The organism is Bradyrhizobium sp. (assembly GCF_022844465.1).
Classification (GTDB): Bacteria; Pseudomonadota; Alphaproteobacteria; order Rhizobiales; family Xanthobacteraceae; genus Bradyrhizobium.
Window position 1 is genome coordinate 50,016 of record NZ_JALHLP010000012.1, and the last position, 18,824, is coordinate 68,839.

General features: G+C 63.8%; 15 protein-coding genes. 12 read left to right on the top strand and 3 right to left on the bottom strand.

Translation table 11 applies throughout. From position 1 onward, the window contains the following. The first annotated feature begins 14 nt into the window (after positions 1-14). From lptF to Q0D31_RS17475, 12 genes are all read left to right on the top strand, one after another. Positions 15-1,184: an LPS export ABC transporter permease LptF gene (gene lptF / locus Q0D31_RS17420; protein ID WP_291853713.1), complete on the top strand. Its 1,170-nt coding sequence runs from the start codon at positions 15-17 to the stop codon at positions 1,182-1,184. Continuing rightward, positions 1,181-2,278 carry an LPS export ABC transporter permease LptG gene (gene lptG / locus Q0D31_RS17425; RefSeq protein WP_291853715.1) on the top strand — a complete coding sequence of 366 codons (1,098 nt, stop codon included), beginning with the start codon at positions 1,181-1,183 and terminating at the stop codon, positions 2,276-2,278. Before lptF ends, lptG begins: the two co-directional genes overlap by 4 nt. 77 nt (positions 2,279-2,355) lie before the next feature. Next, positions 2,356-4,776, top strand: a complete 2,421-nt coding sequence (locus Q0D31_RS17430; protein ID WP_291853857.1) for an LPS-assembly protein LptD — start codon at positions 2,356-2,358, stop codon at positions 4,774-4,776. Between the two features lie 64 nt (positions 4,777-4,840). Then, on the top strand, positions 4,841-5,788 hold the full coding sequence (locus Q0D31_RS17435) for a SurA N-terminal domain-containing protein (RefSeq protein WP_291853717.1): 948 nt from the start codon (positions 4,841-4,843) through the stop codon (positions 5,786-5,788). Further along, the gene (gene pdxA / locus Q0D31_RS17440) at positions 5,779-6,792 is read left to right on the top strand and encodes a 4-hydroxythreonine-4-phosphate dehydrogenase PdxA (protein WP_291853858.1); all 1,014 of its coding nucleotides are present in this window, start codon (positions 5,779-5,781) and stop codon (positions 6,790-6,792) included. Before Q0D31_RS17435 ends, pdxA begins: the two co-directional genes overlap by 10 nt. Beyond that, positions 6,789-7,643 carry a 16S rRNA (adenine(1518)-N(6)/adenine(1519)-N(6))-dimethyltransferase RsmA gene (gene rsmA, locus Q0D31_RS17445; RefSeq protein WP_291853720.1) on the top strand — a complete coding sequence of 285 codons (855 nt, stop codon included), beginning with the start codon at positions 6,789-6,791 and terminating at the stop codon, positions 7,641-7,643. The genes pdxA and rsmA overlap by 4 nt, the downstream gene beginning before the upstream one ends. 23 nt (positions 7,644-7,666) lie before the next feature. Next, complete coding sequence (locus Q0D31_RS17450) at positions 7,667-8,725, top strand: alcohol dehydrogenase (protein ID WP_291853722.1); 1,059 nt, start codon at positions 7,667-7,669, stop codon at positions 8,723-8,725. Between the two features lie 221 nt (positions 8,726-8,946). Continuing rightward, positions 8,947-9,819, top strand: coding sequence for a formate/nitrite transporter family protein (locus Q0D31_RS17455; protein WP_291853724.1), 873 nt, complete (start codon positions 8,947-8,949; stop codon positions 9,817-9,819). A 360-nt stretch (positions 9,820-10,179) separates the two neighbouring features. Next, the gene (locus Q0D31_RS17460) at positions 10,180-10,485 is read left to right on the top strand and encodes a hypothetical protein (protein WP_366518530.1); all 306 of its coding nucleotides are present in this window, start codon (positions 10,180-10,182) and stop codon (positions 10,483-10,485) included. 93 nt (positions 10,486-10,578) lie between these two features. Then, positions 10,579-10,986: a FixH family protein gene (locus Q0D31_RS17465; RefSeq protein WP_291853728.1), complete on the top strand. Its 408-nt coding sequence runs from the start codon at positions 10,579-10,581 to the stop codon at positions 10,984-10,986. Then, the gene (locus tag Q0D31_RS17470; protein WP_291853730.1) at positions 10,983-12,380 is read left to right on the top strand and encodes an efflux RND transporter periplasmic adaptor subunit; all 1,398 of its coding nucleotides are present in this window, start codon (positions 10,983-10,985) and stop codon (positions 12,378-12,380) included. Before Q0D31_RS17465 ends, Q0D31_RS17470 begins: the two co-directional genes overlap by 4 nt. Beyond that, positions 12,377-15,535, top strand: a complete 3,159-nt coding sequence (locus Q0D31_RS17475; RefSeq protein ID WP_291853732.1) for an efflux RND transporter permease subunit — start codon at positions 12,377-12,379, stop codon at positions 15,533-15,535. The genes Q0D31_RS17470 and Q0D31_RS17475 overlap by 4 nt, the downstream gene beginning before the upstream one ends. 203 nt (positions 15,536-15,738) lie before the next feature. On the opposite strand, the gene Q0D31_RS17480 is transcribed toward Q0D31_RS17475, so the two are convergent. Genes Q0D31_RS17480 through Q0D31_RS17490 form a run of 3 tightly spaced genes read right to left on the bottom strand, consistent with a single transcriptional unit; the run spans position 15,739 to position 18,597 of the window. Then, on the bottom strand, positions 15,739-16,728 hold the full coding sequence (locus tag Q0D31_RS17480; RefSeq protein ID WP_291853734.1) for a TRAP transporter substrate-binding protein: 990 nt from the start codon (positions 16,726-16,728) through the stop codon (positions 15,739-15,741). A gap of 14 nt (positions 16,729-16,742) precedes the next feature. After that, the gene (locus Q0D31_RS17485) at positions 16,743-18,050 is read right to left on the bottom strand and encodes a TRAP transporter large permease subunit (protein ID WP_291853736.1); all 1,308 of its coding nucleotides are present in this window, start codon (positions 18,048-18,050) and stop codon (positions 16,743-16,745) included. Position 18,051: 1 nt separating this feature from the next. After that, a complete protein-coding gene (locus Q0D31_RS17490) occupies positions 18,052-18,597 on the bottom strand; it encodes a TRAP transporter small permease (protein ID WP_291853737.1) in 546 nt (181 codons plus the stop codon). Between the last annotated feature and the right edge of the window lie 227 nt (positions 18,598-18,824).

Sequence of the window (18,824 nt, forward strand, 5' to 3'; positions counted from 1 at the left end):
TCGTGCGGTAACCGATGGGGTCGATCGACAGGTACATTTTCCGCACGACGCTCGCGTCGTTTGCGCTGGTGCTGGTCAGCCTGACGGGCGTGATCTGGATTACCCAGGCGTTGCGCGGCATCGACTTGATGACCAGCCAAGGCCAGACCATCATCACCTTCCTCGGCATCACCAGCCTGGTGATTCCGGCGCTGGTGCTGATCATCGCGCCGATTGCGCTGATGATTGCGATCTCGCACACGCTGAACAAGCTCGCCACCGATTCCGAAATCATCGTGATGAACGCCGCCGGCTTCTCTCCCTTCCGGCTGTTCCGCCCGTTTTTCTACGCCAGCTGCGTCGTGGCGATCGTGGTTGCGTTCATCGCCGCCCATCTCGCCCCCGACGGCATGCGCCGCATCAAGCAATGGGACGCCGAGATCACCGCGGACGTGCTCACCAACATTCTGCAACCGGGACGCTTCGCCCAGCTCGACCAGAACCTGACGATTCGCATCCGCGAGCGCCTGCCCGGCGGCGTACTGGCCGGCATCTTCGTCGACGATCGCCGCGACCCGAAAGAGCGCGTCACCATCATTGCCGACCGCGGCACGGTCCTTCGCAACGAGAGCGGCTCCTATCTGGTTCTGGAGGACGGCAATCTCGAACGCTTCGAGACCGGAAAGCGGGATCCGGCGCTGGTGGCGTTCGGCCGGTACGCCTTCGACATGTCGAAATTCTCCAATCGCGGCCGTGACGTCACCTTGGGGATTCGCGAACGCTATCTCTGGGAACTGGTCTCGCCCGCCGAGGACGATCCGGTGTTCAAGCAGTTGTCAGGTCAATTCTACGCCGAACTGCACGATCGCTTGATGTCGCCGCTTTACCCCTTTGCGTTTGCGGTCCTCACCTTTGCTTTTCTCGGCACCCCGCGCACCACGCGGCAGAGCCGCAATTTCTCGATCGGCGGATCGATCCTGGCGGTGTTCGGCCTGCGCATGGCGGGATTCGCCTGTTCGGTGATGACGGTGAAGACCCCGGCAATGGCCTTGGTCCAGTATGCGATGCTGTTCGGTTCGATGGGTGTCGGGTTGTGGATGATCGTCGGCGGCGTCGTGGTTGAACCCCCGGCCGCGCTGATGGAGGCGATCAACAGGTCGAACGCGCGGTTGGCACGGCTGTTTGGACGACCGGCCACGGCATGAACATGATGACGAACACCCTTGGGCGATATTTCGCCGGCCGCTTCCTGGTCGCGGCAGTGGGCGTGTTCGCCAGCATCTTCGTGCTGCTGGTGCTGGTCGACTATATCGAAATGGTCCGCAAGACCTCGGGCCTGGCATCGGCCTCCGCGATCACGGTGGCGCAGACCTCGCTGTTCCGCGTGCCGCAACTGCTCGAAAAGCTGATGCCGTTCTGCGTGCTGATCGGCGCGATGACCTGCTATCTGGCGCTGTCGCGGCGGCTCGAACTGGTGGTCGCGCGCGCCGCCGGCGTGTCCGCGTGGCAGTTCATCGCCCCCGCCCTGGCAAGCTCGATCATCCTCGGCATCCTGGCGACGACCGCCTACAATCCGGTGTCGGCGCACTTACGCGAGCTCTCCAAGCGGATGGAGGCCGAACTGTTCGGCTCGGCGCCCGGAGGCGGCATCCAGGACGCCGCCGGTTTCTGGCTTAACCAGATCAACAGCGACGGACAGTCGATCATCAATGCCGCGCGCAGCGAGCAGCAGGGGGCGCGGCTGACCGGGCTCACCGTGTTCCGGTTCGACACCGATCTCCAGTTCAAGGAGCGAATCGAGGCGCGGGAAGCAACCCTTGAGGACGGGCGCTGGGTCTTCAAATCGGTACGCAGATACTCCCTGGACAAGCCGCCGGTGGACCAGGATGACTATTACCTCACCACCACCCTCACCCCTGCCCAGGTCCGCAATAGTTTCTCCACCCCGGAAACCGTGTCTTTTTGGCAACTGCCTGGCTATATTAGGTCTTCCGAGAGCTCCGGCTTCGCCACCGCCGGTTACCGCCTGCAGTACCATAAGCTCATCGCACAGCCGTTTTTGCTGGCTGCGATGGTCATGTTGGCGGCTTCCGTCAGCCTCCGCTTCTTCCGGATGGGAGGCGTCCAAAAGATGGTTTTGAGTGGCGTGGGAGCAGGCTTTCTGCTCTACGTTCTATCGAAAGTTACTGAGGATTTGAGCAAGGCTGAGTTGATGCATCCCATCGCTGCGGCGTGGCTGCCCGTCTGTGTGGGCGGCCTCACCGGCTTTCTAGCTTTGCTGTACCAGGAGGACGGGTAGTGGCCGTTGTCGCCACCCGCCAGTTGAGGCCGCCTGCGCGCAGGCGGCGCACCGCCGTGCGCCGCTATCGGGCCCGCTTGGCTGCCTTCGGCGCCCCCTTGATCGCCCTGCTCGTCGGCCTCTTGCTCGCCGGAACCCTCGAGCTTGCCTCGATCGCATCCGCCTCGGCGCAAAGCTTCACCTACAATCCGCGACCGCCAAGACCCCCGCCGCGTCCCGCCAACAATGACGGCAAGATGCTCGTGCAGGCGGTCGAGGTGAATTACGACTACAACAATCAGCGCGTGTCGGCGGTCGGCAATGTGCAGATGTACCACAACGGTACCAGCATTGAGGCCGACAAGGTCACCTATGACCAGAAGACCAAGCGACTGCATGCCGAAGGCAACATCCGCCTGACCGACGCGCAAGGCAAAGTCACCTATGCCAGCTTCCTGGATCTGAGCGACGACTACCGCGATGGCTTCGTCGATTCGCTGCGCGTCGACACCGCGGACGACACCCGCATGGCGGCGACGCGGGCCGACCGTTCCGCCGGCAATTACACCGTGTTCGAAAACGGCGTCTATACCGCCTGCGCGCCCTGCAAGGACAACCCGAAGAAGCCGCCGCTGTGGCAGGTCAAGGGCGCGCGCATCATCCACGACCAGACCGAGAAGATGCTGTACTTCGAGAACGCGCAACTCGAGTTCTTCGGCGTGCCGATGGCGTATCTGCCATACTTCTCGACCCCCGACCCGACCGTGAAGCGCAAGACCGGGTTCTTGATGCCGGGCTTCATGCAGTCCTCGACCTTCGGCTCCGCGCTCGAGACCCCGTTCTACTGGGCGATCGCGCCCGACTATGACGCCACATTCACGCCGCGCTTCACCAGCCGCCAGGGCGTGCTGTTCCAGGGCGAATTTCGCCAGCGCTTGGTCAACGGATCGTACCAGATCAGGGGTTATGGCATCAGCCAGATGGATCAGGGCGCCTTTGCCGGACAACCCGGTGATCGCCAGTTCCGCGGCGGCGTCGATACCAAGGGCCAGTTCGCGCTTTCCGACAAATGGGTCTGGGGCTGGGATGGCGTCCTGCTGACCGATCACTTCTTCTTCTCGGACTACCGGCTTGCGCAGTACCGGGATCCACTCGGCTCGTTCCTCAGCCTGCCGACCGAGGCGTTGTCGCAGCTCTATCTCACCGGCGTCGGCAATCGCAGCTTCTTCGATGCGCGCACGATCCATTACCTCAGCTACTCAGGCAGCCAGGACAAGGTTCCGGTCATCCATCCCGTCATCGACTATTCGAACGTGATCAACCGTCCGATCTTCGGCGGCGAAGTCAGCTACAAGACCAATTTCACCAGCCTGTCGCGCTCGACGGCGGCCTTCGATCCGATCACGACGCTGGCCAACACCAACGGACTGTGCCTGACGGCCTCGGCCGACCCGCTGGCGCGGTTGCCGGCGCAATGCCTGCTGCGCGGCATACCCGGCACCTACACGCGGCTGACGGCCGAGGCGCAATGGCGGCGGTCGTTCACCGATACGGCCGGTCAGATCTGGACGCCGTTTGCGATCCTGCGCGCGGACGCCATCGACGCCTCGATTTCCAACCAGCCAGGCGTTTCGAACTTCCTGCCGGTCGGCGACACCCAGGCGCTGCGGGTGATGCCGACCGTTGGCCTCGAATACCGCTACCCCTTCATCAACGTGCAGCCCTGGGGCACCACCACGATCGAGCCGATCGCGCAGGTCATCCTCCGCCCCAATGAAAGCCATGCCGGCAGGCTGCCTAACGAAGACGCGCAGAGCATGGTGTTCGACGCCAGCAACCTGTTCGCCGTCGACAAGTTCTCGGGCTATGACCGCGTCGAAGGCGGCGGACGCGCCAATGTCGGCGTCCAGGCGACCACCCAGTTCGACCGCGGCGGCAGCATCAACGTGCTGTTCGGCCAATCCTATCAATTGTTCGGCCTGAATTCGTTTGCGGTTTCCGACCCGACCAATACCGGGCTGGCTTCCGGCTTGCAGAATCCCCGCTCCGACTACGTCGCCCGCGTCAATTATTCGCCGAACCGGACCTACACGTTCAGCGTGCGCTCGCGCACCGACGAGGCGACGATGAACATCAACCGGTTCGAGGCCGAAGGAAAAGCCGCTTTCGACCGCTGGTCGGTGAGCATGATGTACGGCAATTACGCTGCCCAGCCGGAGCTCGGATACCTGACGCGACGGGAAGGCCTGCTCGGCAGCGCTTCGCTCAAGGTTGCGACCAACTGGGTGGTCTCGGGCGGCGCGCGCTGGGATCTCGAAGCCAACAAGCTGAACCAGTACATCATCGGCGCCGGCTATGTGGACGACTGCTTCGTGCTGGCCGCCAACTACGTCACCTCCTACACCTATTCTGCGGGGACGACGCCCCCGGTGCTGAGCCACGGCTTCATGTTCCAGATTGGCTTGCGGACAATTGCCAATTCGTCGACGTCGGCCAGCGGCGCCGGCTTTCTCCAGTAGTGCGGGGCTTGCCCTTGCCGGAGATGCTTGGCCATCGCGATTCGAATGGGTTGATGCGACTGACATGATTAGGATCACCATCTTGTTTTTCTCACGCCGTGTCAGGCTCCTGCTCGCGGGCTGCGCCCTGGCGCTTGCGGTGCTGGCCGGCGGGGCCTCACCTGCGCGCGCGCAGAGCGTCGCCGTCATGGTCAATGGCGAACCCATCACCAACTACGACATCGAGCAGCGCACCAAGCTGAACTTCCTGACGACGCGCAAGCAGATGGCCCGGCAGGAAGTGATCGACGAACTGATCAACGAAAAGGTCAAGATCAAGGAAGCCAAGCGGTTCGGCGTCGACCCCACCGGAAGCGACATCGACCAGGCCTTTGCCGGCATGAGTTCGCGCATGCGGATCACGCCCGATCAACTGGTCAAGTCGCTCGAGAGCCAGGGCGTCCGGCCGGAAACCCTGAAGGCCCGGCTCCGGGCCGACATGGTGTGGACCAGCCTGGTACGCGGTCGCTACAAGGAAAGCCTGCAGGTCGGCGAGAAAGACGTCGCCGCCGCCGCCCAGGGCAGCGGCGAGGCGACCCAGGCCGAGGCGTTCGAATACAAGCTGCAGCCGATCGTCCTGATCGTGCCGCGCGGATCGGCGCCGGCGGCGATCGACCTGCGGCGCAAGGAGGCGGAGTCGTTGCGCGAGCGCGTCCAGACCTGCGAGCAGGCCAACGCGTTCTTCAAGTCGATGCGCAACGCTGCGATCCGCGACACCGTCACCAAGACCTCGGCCGACATCCCCGGCCCGCTGCGCGAACTGCTCGACAAGACCCCGGTCGGCCGGTTGACCCCGCCCGAGGTCACCAAGCAGGGCGTGGAAATGGTGGCGCTGTGCGAGCGCAAGCCCACCAAGGTGGATACGCCGAAGAAGCGGGAAATCCGCGAGAAGATGTACGCCGAAAAGTACGAGGCGAAGTCGAAGGCCTATCTCAACGACATCCGCAAAGCCGCGATGATCGAATACCGGTGATGGCCAGCCCCCTCGCGCTGACGTCAGGCGAGCCGGCCGGCATCGGCCCGGATATCGCCCTCGCGGCATGGCTGCGGCGCGGGGAGTTCGACCTGCCGCCGTTCTATCTGCTCGGCGACCGCGGCTTTTTCGCCGAGCGCGCGAAAATCCTGGGATTGAAAATCGATCTTGTCGATGTCGCGCCGGAAGATGCGGCTAAGGCGTTCGCCACGACGTTGCCGGTGGTCGCCACCGGCGAGGTCGCCACCGCCCGCCCCGGACAGCCCGACGACGCCAGCGCCAGCGTCGTGCTCGCTGCCATTCGTCGCGCGGTCGACGATGTCCGGCGCGGCAGGGCCGGCGCCATCGTCACCAACCCGATCGCCAAGAGCGTGCTGCACCGCGCCGGATTCCGCCATCCCGGCCACACCGAGTTTCTGGCCGAGCTTGCCGCCGATGGCGGGCGCGCACCGCAGCCGGTGATGATGCTGTGGTCGCCGGCGCTCGCCGTCGTCCCCGTCACCGTCCATCTTTCGCTGCGCGAGGCGCTGGACCGGCTCTCGACCGATCTGATCGTGACCACCGCCCGGATCGCGGTGGCCGACCTGCGCGCCCGTTTCGGGCGGGCCCGTCCGCGCCTGGTGGTATCCGGCCTCAACCCGCATGCCGGCGAGCACGGCGCGTTCGGCGAGGAAGACATCGTTATCATCACGCCGGCGGTCGAAGCGCTGCGCGCCGAAGGCATCGACGTCAGGGGGCCGCTGCCCGCCGACACCATGTTCCACGCCGCGGCCCGCAACAGCTATGACTGCGCCATCTGCATGTATCACGACCAGGCGCTGATCCCGATCAAGACCATCGCCTTCGAGGACGCCGTCAACGTCACGCTCGGCTTGCCGTTCATCCGCACCTCGCCAGACCACGGCACCGCCTTCGACATCGCCGGCAGCGGCAAGGCCAACCCGTCGAGCCTGATCGCCGCGTTGCGGCTTGCCGCGCGGATGGCGGCCGTGAAATCTGCATGAGCGCGATCGACGACCTGCCGCCGCTGCGCGACGTCATCCGCGAGTACGCGCTGTCGGCGCGAAAATCGCTCGGCCAGAATTTTCTGCTCGACCTCAACCTCACCGCGCGGATCGCGCGGGCCGCCGGTCCGCTGGAAGGCGCCACCGTGATCGAGGTCGGCCCCGGCCCCGGCGGGCTGACGCGCGCGCTGCTGGCGCTTGGAGCCGGGCGCGTTATCGCGATCGAGCGCGACGCCCGCGCGCTGGCGCCGCTTGAAGCGGTCGCCAGGCGTTATCCGGGCCGGCTCGAGATCGTGCATGCCGACGCGCTGCACTTCGACCCGCGGCCCATGCTCGGCGGGCAGCGCGCCAGCATCGTCGCCAACCTGCCCTACAACATCGCCACCGCGCTGCTGGTGGACTGGCTCTCGGTCGAGCCCTGGCCGCCCTGGTACGATCGCATGGTCCTGATGTTTCAGCGCGAGGTCGCCGAACGGATCGTCGCGGGCGAGGACGACGAGGCCTATGGGCGCCTCGCCGTGCTCGCCAACTGGCGCGCCGAGACCAAAATCCTGTTCGACATTTCGCCGGCGGCCTTTGTGCCGCAGCCCAAGGTCACCTCCTCGGTGGTGCGGCTGCTGCCACGCACCGCGCCCGAGCCGTGCGACCGCCGCGCCCTCGAGCAGGTGGCGGCCGCGGCCTTCGGCCAGCGCCGCAAGATGCTGCGGCAAAGCCTGAAATCGCTGTCGGTCGATCCGGCCCGGCTGGCCGCCGTCGCTGGCGTCGACGCGACACGGCGGGCCGAGACGATCCCGGTATCCGGCTTTGTTGCCATGGCCCGTGAATTGACCGATATACGAAACGCAAAATAAAACGCCCTTCAAGGAGAAACGCCATGGCGCGAATGGTTCGCCAATCCCTCGTCAAGTTCGATGCGCCGTTGTGCGAAACCATCATCGACACGCCGAAGCCGCAAGGCCGCGAGGTTCTGGTGCGCGTCGAGCGTTGCGGGCTGTGCCATTCCGATCTGCACATCCAGGACGGCTACGCCGATCTCGGCGGCGGCAAGCGGCTCGACACCACCCGCGGCATGACGCTGCCCTTTACGCTCGGCCACGAGATATCAGGCGTCGTCGACGAAGTCGGCCCCGACGTCGCCAAGGACCTGATCGGCAAGAAGCGGGCGGTATTTCCCTGGATCGGCTGCGGCCAGTGCCGCGACTGCGCCAATGGCGACGAGAACCTCTGCGCCAAGCAGCGCTTTCTCGGCGTCGCCATCGACGGCGGCTTCGCCAGCCATGTGCTGGTGCCCGACGCCAAATACCTGCTGGAATACGATCCCCTGCCGGTCAACCAGGCGGCGACCCTGATGTGCTCCGGCGTCACCGCCTATGGCGCGCTGAAGCGGCTGGTCGATCGCCCGCGCCAGCGCAATCTGCTGCTGATCGGCCTCGGCGGCGTCGGCATGATGGGGCTTTCGTTCGCGCAAGCGATGTTCACGCAGAAGGTCGCGGTGGCTGATCTGAGCCCGGCTGCGCGCGAGAGCGCGCTGCAGAACGGCGCGTCCGTCGCCTACGATCCAGCCGAGCCCGACGTGATCAAGCGCATGATCAAGGAGACCGAGGGCGGCTTCGACGCCATCGTCGATTTCGCCGGCAACGAGAAGTCGATGGCCTTCGCGGTCGCGGCGGTGGCGCGCGGCGGCAAGATCGTGGTCTCCGGCCTGATGGGCGGCAATTTCAGCCTGCCGATGGTGCAGTGGGTCTACAAACGCATGACGATTGAAGGGTTCATGGTCGGCACGCTCGCCGAGGGCAAGGAATTGATGGCGCTCGCCCGCGCCGGCAAGATCAAACCGACCCCGATGAAAGAAGAGCCGATGGCCGACGTCCAGAAATGGATCGAGGAATTGCGCGCCGGCAAGGTGGTCGGGCGGATCGTGCTGAAGAACTGAGGCGGTGCGTCTCGCATCATTTCGACCAAGATGCCGCTGACCGGGTGGACCGACCTCGGGTGCGTCATGATCTTTCCTTCGACGACACTGGTGAAAATCCGTGCCGCGCAGATCGTTGGTTTCCCGACGGTCGGAAGCGCTGCTGTGCTGAGGTTGTGGCTTTGCCGCTGTCTTGCGACGAGCGTCGTGGATAGCCTGCGTAGGTACGAAGGAGATTCCGGATGGATAACCAAGCACCCACGCCGCAGCCGCCCGTATTCAATTCGAATGCCTACAGCCCCGCCGAGATCGAGGAGGCCATTGAGAAAGTCGGGGTCACGAAGGCGAGATTGCCGTATCTCGCGTCGTTCATGCTTGCGATCGTCGCGGGCGGCAGCATCGGGCTCGGGGCGCTCTACTATACCATCGTCGCCAGCGACGCGGAGCTGAGTTTCGCTACGGTCCGCGTGCTCGGCGGCCTCGTATTTTCGCTCGGCCTGGCGCTGGTGATCGTCGGAGGCGCGGAGCTGTTTACGGGCAACAACCTGATTGTGATGGCGTGGGCCAGCCGGAAAGTTTCCACCGGAGAGATGCTTCGCAACTGGTTCATCGTCTACTTCGGCAATCTGGTAGGTGCGCTCGGCCTTGCCGTCCTGGTTCTTCTTTCCCATCACCTCGACATGAACGGCGGCCGCGTCGGTTTGTCGATATTGAACACCGCTGTCTCCAAGATTCAGCCTGACGTCTTCACACTCTTTATCAAGGGCATACTGTGCAATGCGCTTGTCTGCCTAGCGGTTTGGCTTGCCTATGCGGGGCGGTCGGTCACCGACAAGATCGTCGCTCTCATATTTCCGGTCTCGGCTTTCGTCGCGGCCGGCTTCGAGCATTGCGTGGCCAACATGTATTTCCTGCCCCTGGCCTGGCTGATGACCAGCATAGGCAAGGTTCCTGACGGTTTCGACGCCTCCGCGATCACGTTATCCGGGATCGTCCACAACCTCATTCCGGTTACCCTTGGCAATATCGTGGGCGGCGCCGGCATGGTCGGCGCCGTGTACTGGACGATCTATCGGGCCACGTTCGGCGCCGGGTCGGTTGACGAGAAGCGATAGCTCCTTTGACGAGCGTGATGGGTCCGCCTCAGGCCCGTCTTCGCTTGGCTTTGATCAATGCAAGGGCTCGCCGCTACGATCCTGTTGCAATGGATCGAGGAACTATGGGCGAGCAAGGTCGTCGGGCGGATCGTGCTGAAGAATTGAGACGGTGCGAAGCTCGCTGTCGCCTTGGTTAATTGCAACGATGTGAATGCTTCGAAGGCAGTATCCGGCAAATTAAGTGCGTTTTCACCGTAGGTAAGAGCGCCCGCGAAAGTAAGCGGTTTGTGAAGCGGCGCCACTTCCAAACCTTTGTTCGGCGTGGCAGGGTATGCAATGGTCCTGCGCCGACTAGTTGCCCGATTTTTAGCGGTATCCGTGATCGCCAGCCTCATTCTTGCGCCGGTGGTGACGCCCACGGCTTTGAAGGCATCGGAAACCATCGGTATGGCGTGGATGTCGGCGGACATGCCGTGCTGCCCGGAGGAGCATAACAGCAAGGATTGTCAGAATTGCCCGTTGCTGGCGATCTGCGCCCTCAAGACGGCGCAGCCAGGCCGGTCTCCGACCGAGGCCTTGCCGCTGCGCCAAGCGATCCGGACGGCGCATTCGGTTCTCGACGACGCGCCTGCCGATGGGCTCAAACGCCCCCCAGCCGACCACCCTCCTCGAAACCTGTCCTGACGGCGTTTGGGCGCCGTGGCTGCCGCGCGCCTTGAGCGCGCCGATGACACAAGCCGCTTTTGCGGCAGGCCGGGACAATCGAGGATTGGAAATATGAACACGTTGAATTTCGCGCGCGCCGCACGCGCGGCGCTGATCGCTGCCGCAACCGGCGGCCTCAACTCGGCAGCTCTCGCCGATATCAAAGACTACAAGTTCGAACTGGTCGATCAGACGGTCCAGGCGGGTCCAGACAAGGTCGTGACTGCCCGCTTGATAAACACGAAAACCGGAAAGGCCGTACCGGACGCCGTGATCTTCGCCACTCGTCTAGACATGGCTCCGGATGGAATGCAGGAGATGGCTACCAAAGTCGTGCCGGTACCGGGCGCTGAACCCGGTACTTACAAATTCAAGGCGACGTTCGGCATGGCGGGCCGCTGGCAACTTTCGCTCGGCGCCAAGGTTCAGGGTGAAACCGGGACCGTCGAAGGCAAGCTTGTTATAGCGGCGCAGAAATGACCCGCGCCTTGCTGAGCGGCGCAACCGCCGTCGCGATCGTCGCGGCGGGCGGCGGCGCATTTGTCGGCGTCCTCGCGCTACGCGGGGTCGAGCCGATCGAGATGTCGGCATCGGCGGCGGCCGAGTCCACTGGCAAGCCGATCTATTACCAGGACCCCGACGGCAAGCCGTTCTATTCGCTGACGCCCCGGAAGACGCCGGAGGGCAGAGATTATCGAGCCGTCCCCATCGGCGCCGACGTCAGCTTCGATTCCGAGGCTCCGGAGGCGCCGTCGCCGACGGCAGCGGCATCGGAGCGAAAGGTCAAATATTATCGGAACCCGATGGGTCTGCCGGACACCTCACCGACGCCGAAGAAGGACTCGATGGGGATGGACTATATCCCCGTATTTGAAGGCGAAGACACCGATGACGGGTCCGTTAAGCTGTCGCCAGGCAGAGTTCAGCGCACGGGCGCCAAATCCGAGCCGGTCATGCGTCAGCCCATCAAGTCGCTGATCAGGGCGCCGGGGACAGTACGGGAGGACGAGCGCCGCATCTCGGTCGTGACCCTGCGATTCGAAGGTTTCGTCGAGAGCGTCGCGAACGTCACTACCGGGCAGCACGTCCACAAGGGGCAGCCGCTCATGAACGTATTCAGTCCCGCGCTTTCCAGTGCGGCCGCCGAATATCTCTCGGCGCTCAACGCAGGCGCGACCGGCCAGGCGCTGAAGGGCGCCCGCCGACGGCTGGAGAACCTCTCCGCGCCGGAGTCGGCAATCAAGGAACTTGAACGTACGCGCGAAATCTCGCTCTCCATTCCCTGGCTCGCCCCGCAGGATGGCGAAATCCTCGAGCGCAACGCGGTAAACGGCATGCGGGCCGGACCCGGCGACGTGCTGTTCAGAATCGCAGACCATCAGCTCGTCTGGGTGCTCGTCGACATCGCCGAACGCGATCTCGCGCAGGTGACGCTCGGAACGAAAGTGACTGTCAGGCCGCGTGCGCTTCCGGGCCGGACGTTTGCCGGCTCGGTATCGCTGATCTATCCGCACCTCAACGCCCAGACCCGCACAGCCCGTGTCCGCATCGAATTGCCCAACCCCGATTCGGTGCTGCGGCCCGAGATGTATGTCGATGCCGAAATCGAAACAGGCACGCCCGGCCCGGTGCTCGCAGTGCCGGAAAGCGCCGTGCTCGACAGCGGCAGCCGTCAGGCCGTTCTGATCGACAAGGGCGAAGGTCGTTTCGAGCCGCGCGACGTCAAGCTTGGCCGTCGCGGCGGCGGATTCGCCGAAGTCACCGACGGCGTGGCGGAGGGCGAGGCCGTGGTAACCTCAGCGAACTTCCTGATCGATGCCGAAAGCAACCTGAAGGCAGCGTTGAAGGGCTTTTCCGAGGGAGCCCGCCAATGATCGCGCGCCTCATCGGCTGGTCGGCCCGCAACTTGCTGCTGGTGCTGTTCGGCGCCGGCTTTGCCGCCGCGGCCGGCATCTACGCCCTGGTCCATCTGCCGCTCGACGCCATTCCGGACCTCTCCGACACGCAGGTCATTGTGTACACGGAGTACCCGGGCCAGGCGCCGCAAGTGATCGAGGACCAGGTTACGTATCCGCTGACGACCGCCATGCTAACCGTCCCGAAGTCGAAAGTCGTCCGCGGCTTCTCTTTCTTCGGCGTCTCCTTTGTCTACGTCATTTTTGAAGACGGGACCGACATCTACTGGGCCCGCTCGCGCGTGCTCGAATTTCTCAACGGCGTCACATCCCGCTTGCCGGCGGGCGTGACGCCGACGATCGGCCCCGATGCGACCGGCGTCGGCTGGGTCTACCAGTACGCGGTGGTGTCGAAGGAGCTGAATCTCGCCGACACGCGCGCGATCCAGGACTGGAATTTGAAGTTCGCCCTCGCCAAGGCAGAAGGCGTCGCCGAGATAGCAAGCGTTGGCGGCTTCGTCAGGCAGTATAACGTCATCCTCGATCCCCAGCGGATGCGCGATCTCGGCATCACCACGCAGAAGCTGCGTGATGCCATTCGCGCCAGTAACGCCGATGTCGGCGGGCGCACCGTTGAACTGTCCGAGTTCGAATATGTGATCCGCGGCAAGGGATATCTGAGGAGCATCAACGATCTCGGCGACGTCGTCCTGAAGGCGAACAACGGCACGCCAGTTCTGGTGCGGGATGTCGCCCGCGTCGAACTCGGTCCTGACGAACGGCGGGGCATCACGGAGTTAAATGGCGAGGGCGAGGTCGCAAGCGGCATCGTGCTGCAACGGTTCGGTGTCAATGCGCTCGACGTGATCGAGAACGTCAGGAAGCGCTTCAGGGAGATCGCCAGCAGCCTGCCGAAGTCGGTCGAGATCGTGCCGGTCTACGACCGCTCAAACCTGATCTATGCTGCCATTGACGCCCTCAAGCGCACGCTGTTCGAGGAGAGCGTGGTGGTCGCGCTGGTCTGCATCGTATTCCTGCTGCACGTGCGAAGCGCCCTTGTGGCTATTCTGATGCTGCCGGTCGGCATCCTGATGGCGTTCGGTGCAATGAAGCTGCTCGGATTAGGCTCCAACATCATGAGCCTCGGCGGCATCGCGATCGCGATCGGCGCCATGGTAGATGCGGCGATCGTCATGATCGAGAACGCTCACAAGCATCTCGAACGGGCCGAGCCCGGCAAGTCGCGGGTCACGGTGCTGATCGACGCCGCGTCCGAAGTGGGGCCTGCACTCTTCTTCAGCCTGCTCATCATCACCGTGTCGTTCATGCCGATCTTTACCTTGGAATCGCAGGAAGGCAGGCTGTTCAGTCCGCTGGCGTTCACCAAGACCTTTGCCATGGCCGCCGCAGCGCTGCTGTCGGTGACGCTGGTGCCGGCGCTGATGGTGATGTTTGTCCGCGGTCGAATCGTTGCGGAGCACCGCAACCCGATCAACCGGTTGCTGATCTGGATTTACCGCCCCGCGATCAAGGCCGTGATGCGCGCCAAGACGCTGGTCATCTTCCTCGCCATCGTCGTACTCGCAATCAGCGTGTGGCCCGCGCGCCAGCTCGGTACCGAATTCATGCCAAACCTGAACGAAGGAACGCTGCTCTACATGCCCACTACGCTGCCGGGGATTTCCGTCACCAAGGCCGGCGAATTGATGCAGACGCAGGATCGGATCATCCGCTCGTTTCCAGAAGTTGCCTCGGTCTACGGCAAGGCGGGCCGCGCGGCGACGGCGACCGACCCGGCCCCGTCCGAGATGTTCGAAACCGTGGTCAACCTCAAACCCAAAGAGGACTGGCGTCCTGGCATGACGCTCGACGGGCTGATCGCGGAAATGGACAAGGCGTTGCAGTTTCCAGGGGTGTCGAACGCGTGGACGATGCCGATAAAGGCCCGTATCGACATGCTGTCGACCGGCATCCGGACGCCAATCGGCGTCAAGGTGATCGGGACTGATCTGGTCGAGATCGACAAGTTGGCCAGGCAGATCGAGCGGGTGCTGAAGACGGTACCCGGGACGTCGTCGGCCTACGCCGAGCGCGGGATCGGCGGCTACTATCTGGAGGTGACGCCAGACCGCGAGGCGCTCGCGCGTTATGGAATCATGATCCAGGACGTGCAGGACGTTATTGCGACGGCGTTGGGCGGGCAAACGGTGACCACGACGGTGGAAGGCCGCCAACGCTTCCCCGTCAACATGCGATATCCGAGAGACCTGCGCGACAATCCGCAGGCCATCGCCGACAACGTGCTGGTGCCGATGCCGGCCGGCGGCGCCGTTCCGCTCGGCGAAGTAGCCAGGGTCGCCCCGGCCCGCGGGCCGACGTCGATCCGGACCGAAAACGGGCAGTTGGCCACCTACATATACGTCGATATTCGTGACCGCGACCTCGGCGGCTACGTCGCCGATGCGCAACGCGCCGTGCAAGCGAGCATCCAGTTTCCGCCCGGCTATTACGTGATGTGGAGCGGTCAGTACGAGTACCTCGAACGTGCGGCAGCCCGGCTGAAGGTCGTCATCCCGATGACGCTGACGATCATCTTCCTGCTGTTGTACCTGAACTTCCGTTCGATCGCCGAGACGTTGATCGTCATGCTCTCGCTGCCATTCGCGCTGATCGGCGGGCTCTGGCTGATGTGGTGGCTGGGTTTCAACCTTTCCGTCGCCGTCGCGGTGGGTTTCATCGCGCTCGCCGGCGTCGCCGCGGAGACCGGCGTCGTGATGCTGCTCTACCTCAACCAGGCGTTGGCAAGCATCACGGCGCGGCGGGAGCGAGAAGGCCGCCCGCTGACGCGCGACGATCTGTATGACGCCGTGATGGAGGGAGCGGTGGAACGCGTGCGCCCGAAGATGATGACGGTTGTGGCGATCATGGCGGGCCTGCTGCCGATCATGTGGAGCAGCGGTACCGGCTCCGAGATCATGCAGCGCATCGCGGTGCCGATGATCGGCGGGATGGTCTCCTCGACACTGCTCACGCTGATCGTGATCCCGGCGATCTTCGCACTGGTCAAAGGCTACCGATTGCGGCCAGCGGAACGATGCGCGGTGGAGCAAATATCTTCAATCCAGTCAACGTGATTTGCCCCATCCGGTCATTGCGACGGAAATAAACCTGTTCTCGCTTCCCCCAATCAGCGACACCACCTGTATGCCGCTCTTGTCATCGCCCTCGATAAACCGCCGCAGCCCCTTGGGACGTTCCGAATCCTCGTGCTGAAGAACTGACGCGTCGCCATGGTAGCGTCCGGCCATCGAACGCCGGACGCTACCGGACGATCGTCTTACTTCTTGTAGGCGGCGATCACGGCTTCACCCTCGGGACCGGCCTTTTTCGACCAATCGGCGGTCAACTGCTCGCCGATCTTCTCCAGGCCGGCCTTCAGCGCCGGGGGCGGCGGAAGCACCTTCATCTTGTTGGCCGCAAGCTGTTCGACATACCACTTCGCCTTTTCCTCCGCGAGCTTCCAGCCGCGTTCCTCGGCGACCGCCGCCGCCTTGAGGATGGCGTCCTGGGTGGGCTTGTCGAGCGCATCGAAAGCCGCCTTGTTAACGAAGGTCACGTTCTTCGGAATCCAGGCCTGCGTATCATAGAAATGCGTCATGGTTTCCCAGGCCTTGCTGTCGTAGCCGGTCGAGCCCGAGGTCACGAATGCGTTGACGACGCCGGTCGCCAGCGCCTGCGGCAGTTCCGCCGCCTGGATGGTGATGGGCTGCGCGCCGACCAGTTCGGCGATGCGCGAGGTGCCGACGTTATAGGCGCGCCACTTCAGGCCCTTCATGTCCTCCAGGGAGTTGAGGTCCTTCTTGGCGTAAATGCCCTGCGGCCCCCACGGCACCGCGAACAGCAGCATCAGGCCCTGCGATGCGAGCTTCTTTTCGACCGCGGGCTTTGACGCCAGCCACAGCTTCCTGGCGGTCGGGTAGCTCGTCGCCAGGAACGGAATGACGTCGATGCCGAACATCGGATCCTCGTTCTCATGCAGCGAGATCAGGACTTCGCCCGCCTGCGCCTGCCCGGTTGTGACCGCGCGCTTGATTTCCGGCGCCTTGAACAGGGATGCCGCCGGATGCACGGCAATCTGCAGCTTGCCGCCGGTGGCGTCGCCGACGTCCTTGGCGAACGCGATCAGGTTCACCGAATGCGGGTTGTCCGCCGGATAGGCCGCCGGAAGATTCCACTTGGTCTGCGCCATCGCAGGAATGACGAGCGCGGGAACCGCAACCACCGCGACGCAGGCGGCCATTGCGGAGGTTTTCAAGAAACTGAACATGACAATACCTTTCTCTAGCCAGGGAACGCTATCCGCGGCAGCAGCATCACGATATCAGGAAAAACCGTGATGATGGCAACCGCCAGAACGAGCAAAAAGAAGAACGGCAGGGCCGCCTTGGCGACCGTGTTGGAATCCTTGCCGCTCATGGTCTGCAGGACGAACAGGTTGAATCCGACCGGGGGCGAGACTTCCGCCATTTCCACCACCAGCACCAGGAAAATACCGAACCAGACGAGATCGAAGCCGGCCTGCTTCACCATCGGGATGACGATGGCGGTGGTCAGCACGATCATCGAGATGCCGTCGAGCGCCGTGCCGAGCACGATATACATAACGGTGAGCGCCGAGATCAGTGCATAGGGACTGAGCTGGAGGCCGTTCACCCAGTTCGCCAGTGCCAGCGGGATGCCGGTATAGGCCATCGACGTGCCCATATAGGAAGCGCCGGCCAGGATCAGCAGGATCATGCAGTTGACCCGGGTCGCGCCCATGACGCTCGCCCAGAACGATTGCCAGCTCAGCGCGCCTTGCCACCATGCGATCGTGAGCGACCCCAGCACGCCCCAGGCCGCGCATTCCGTCGCCGTCGCCCAGCCCATCAGCAACGACAGGAAGACGAAAACGATCAGCAGCAGGCAGGGAATGAGGTTGAGCGACTCTGAGATGCGCTTGCGAAAACTCATCGGCGGATCGGCCGGCGGCGTGCGCCCGGGATTGGCGAGCGACCAGACCGCGATGTAGCCGGAATAAAGCGCCATCACCAGCATGCCCGGCAGAAACCCGGCGAGGAACACCTGGATGATGGAGACGTTGGCCTGCACCGCGTAGACCACCATGGTGATCGACGGCGGGATCAGAATGCCGAGCGTGCCCGCCCCGGCCAGCGAGCCGAGGCTCAGGCCTTCGTCATAGCCGCGCTTCTTCAGTTCCGGCAGCGCGATCTTGGCCACCGTGGCGCAGGTCGCGGCCGACGATCCCGACACCGAACCGAACACGCCACAGGCCAGCACGTTGACGTGCATGAGCCGGCCCGGCAGCCAGTTCAGCCACGGTGCAAACCCGCGAAACATTTCCTCCGACAGCCGGGTGCGGAACAGAATCTCGCCCATCCAGATGAACAGCGGCAAAGCCGCGAGCGACCACGACGCGCTGTTGCCCCACACCGTTGTCGCCAGCACGCTGCCCGCGGGGATCCCGCCGCCGGCGAATTGCATCCCGGCCCATCCCGTCGCCATCAGGGCGACGCCGATCCAGACCCCGCCGCCGAGCAGCAGCGCCAGAAACCCGAACAGAATGGCGGCAATCGAGAGCAGCTCCATGTCAGACCCCACTCTGCATGGCGCGCTCGACGATCTCTTCGGCGCTCTTGGGCTTCGGCAGTTCGTAGCGGGGCGCGAAGCCGCGCAGGACATGGATCAGTTCGTCGACAAAGGCGATGAAAAGGATCACGAGGCCGCCACTGTAGCCGAGTTGCGGAATCCACAGCGGCACCGCGATCACGCCCTGCGAAATGTCGGCAAATTTGAACGATTGCCAGGTCATGATCGCGGCGTGCCAGGCGAAAAATCCGATGAAGCCGGTGCCGACCAGGAGCGCCGCGATCTCCACATAATGGCGTGCGGTATCGCCGAGACGGTCGATCAACAGGCCGACCCGGATCATCTCGCCGTGCCTGAACGTATGCGCGAGCCCGAGGAAGGCCGTCGCCGCCATGCACCACGAGATGAAATCGTCGCCCGCCGGGATATTGACGCCGAGCGGCCGGCCGGCCGACAGCAGCATCATCAGCACAAAAATCGCAATCAGGAAAAGTCCGGCGAGATAGCCGGACAACAGGTAGAGCCGATCAAGAAACACCCTAATCATCCCATGTCTTTCTCTTTGGCGCACTTTGCTCGAATGCAATAGACATACCACTTCCAGCGGCCCTGCCCTTCCGCAAGCGCCTGTGGACCCCGACCATGCCGAAAGAGGCGCGCTGAAGCCAGTCCCCTAGACGCCGTCATGGCTGGACGCGTCTACTTCTGCCTCCCGATCACGCCGCTCTCAGCCAAGCCCGGGCACCAATCGCTCCATGCGATCGCAGGTCCGGT

Bases quoted from the DNA above. Each gene is read 5' to 3' on its own strand.
- lptG (WP_291853715.1), top strand. From the start codon at position 1,181: ATGAACATGATGACGAACACCCTTGGGCGATATTTCGCCGGCCGCTTC.
- Q0D31_RS17455 (WP_291853724.1), top strand. From the start codon at position 8,947: ATGGATAACCAAGCACCCACGCCGCAGCCGCCCGTATTCAATTCGAAT.
- Q0D31_RS17475 (WP_291853732.1), top strand. From the start codon at position 12,377: ATGATCGCGCGCCTCATCGGCTGGTCGGCCCGCAACTTGCTGCTGGTG.
- Q0D31_RS17480 (WP_291853734.1), bottom strand. From the start codon at position 16,728: ATGTTCAGTTTCTTGAAAACCTCCGCAATGGCCGCCTGCGTCGCGGTG.
- rsmA (WP_291853720.1), top strand. From the start codon at position 6,789: ATGAGCGCGATCGACGACCTGCCGCCGCTGCGCGACGTCATCCGCGAG.
- Q0D31_RS17485 (WP_291853736.1), bottom strand. From the start codon at position 18,050: ATGGAGCTGCTCTCGATTGCCGCCATTCTGTTCGGGTTTCTGGCGCTG.
- Q0D31_RS17470 (WP_291853730.1), top strand. From the start codon at position 10,983: ATGACCCGCGCCTTGCTGAGCGGCGCAACCGCCGTCGCGATCGTCGCG.
- Q0D31_RS17450 (WP_291853722.1), top strand. From the start codon at position 7,667: ATGGCGCGAATGGTTCGCCAATCCCTCGTCAAGTTCGATGCGCCGTTG.
- Q0D31_RS17435 (WP_291853717.1), top strand. From the start codon at position 4,841: ATGATTAGGATCACCATCTTGTTTTTCTCACGCCGTGTCAGGCTCCTG.
- lptF (WP_291853713.1), top strand. From the start codon at position 15: ATGGGGTCGATCGACAGGTACATTTTCCGCACGACGCTCGCGTCGTTT.
- Q0D31_RS17490 (WP_291853737.1), bottom strand. From the start codon at position 18,597: ATGATTAGGGTGTTTCTTGATCGGCTCTACCTGTTGTCCGGCTATCTC.
- Q0D31_RS17465 (WP_291853728.1), top strand. From the start codon at position 10,579: ATGAACACGTTGAATTTCGCGCGCGCCGCACGCGCGGCGCTGATCGCT.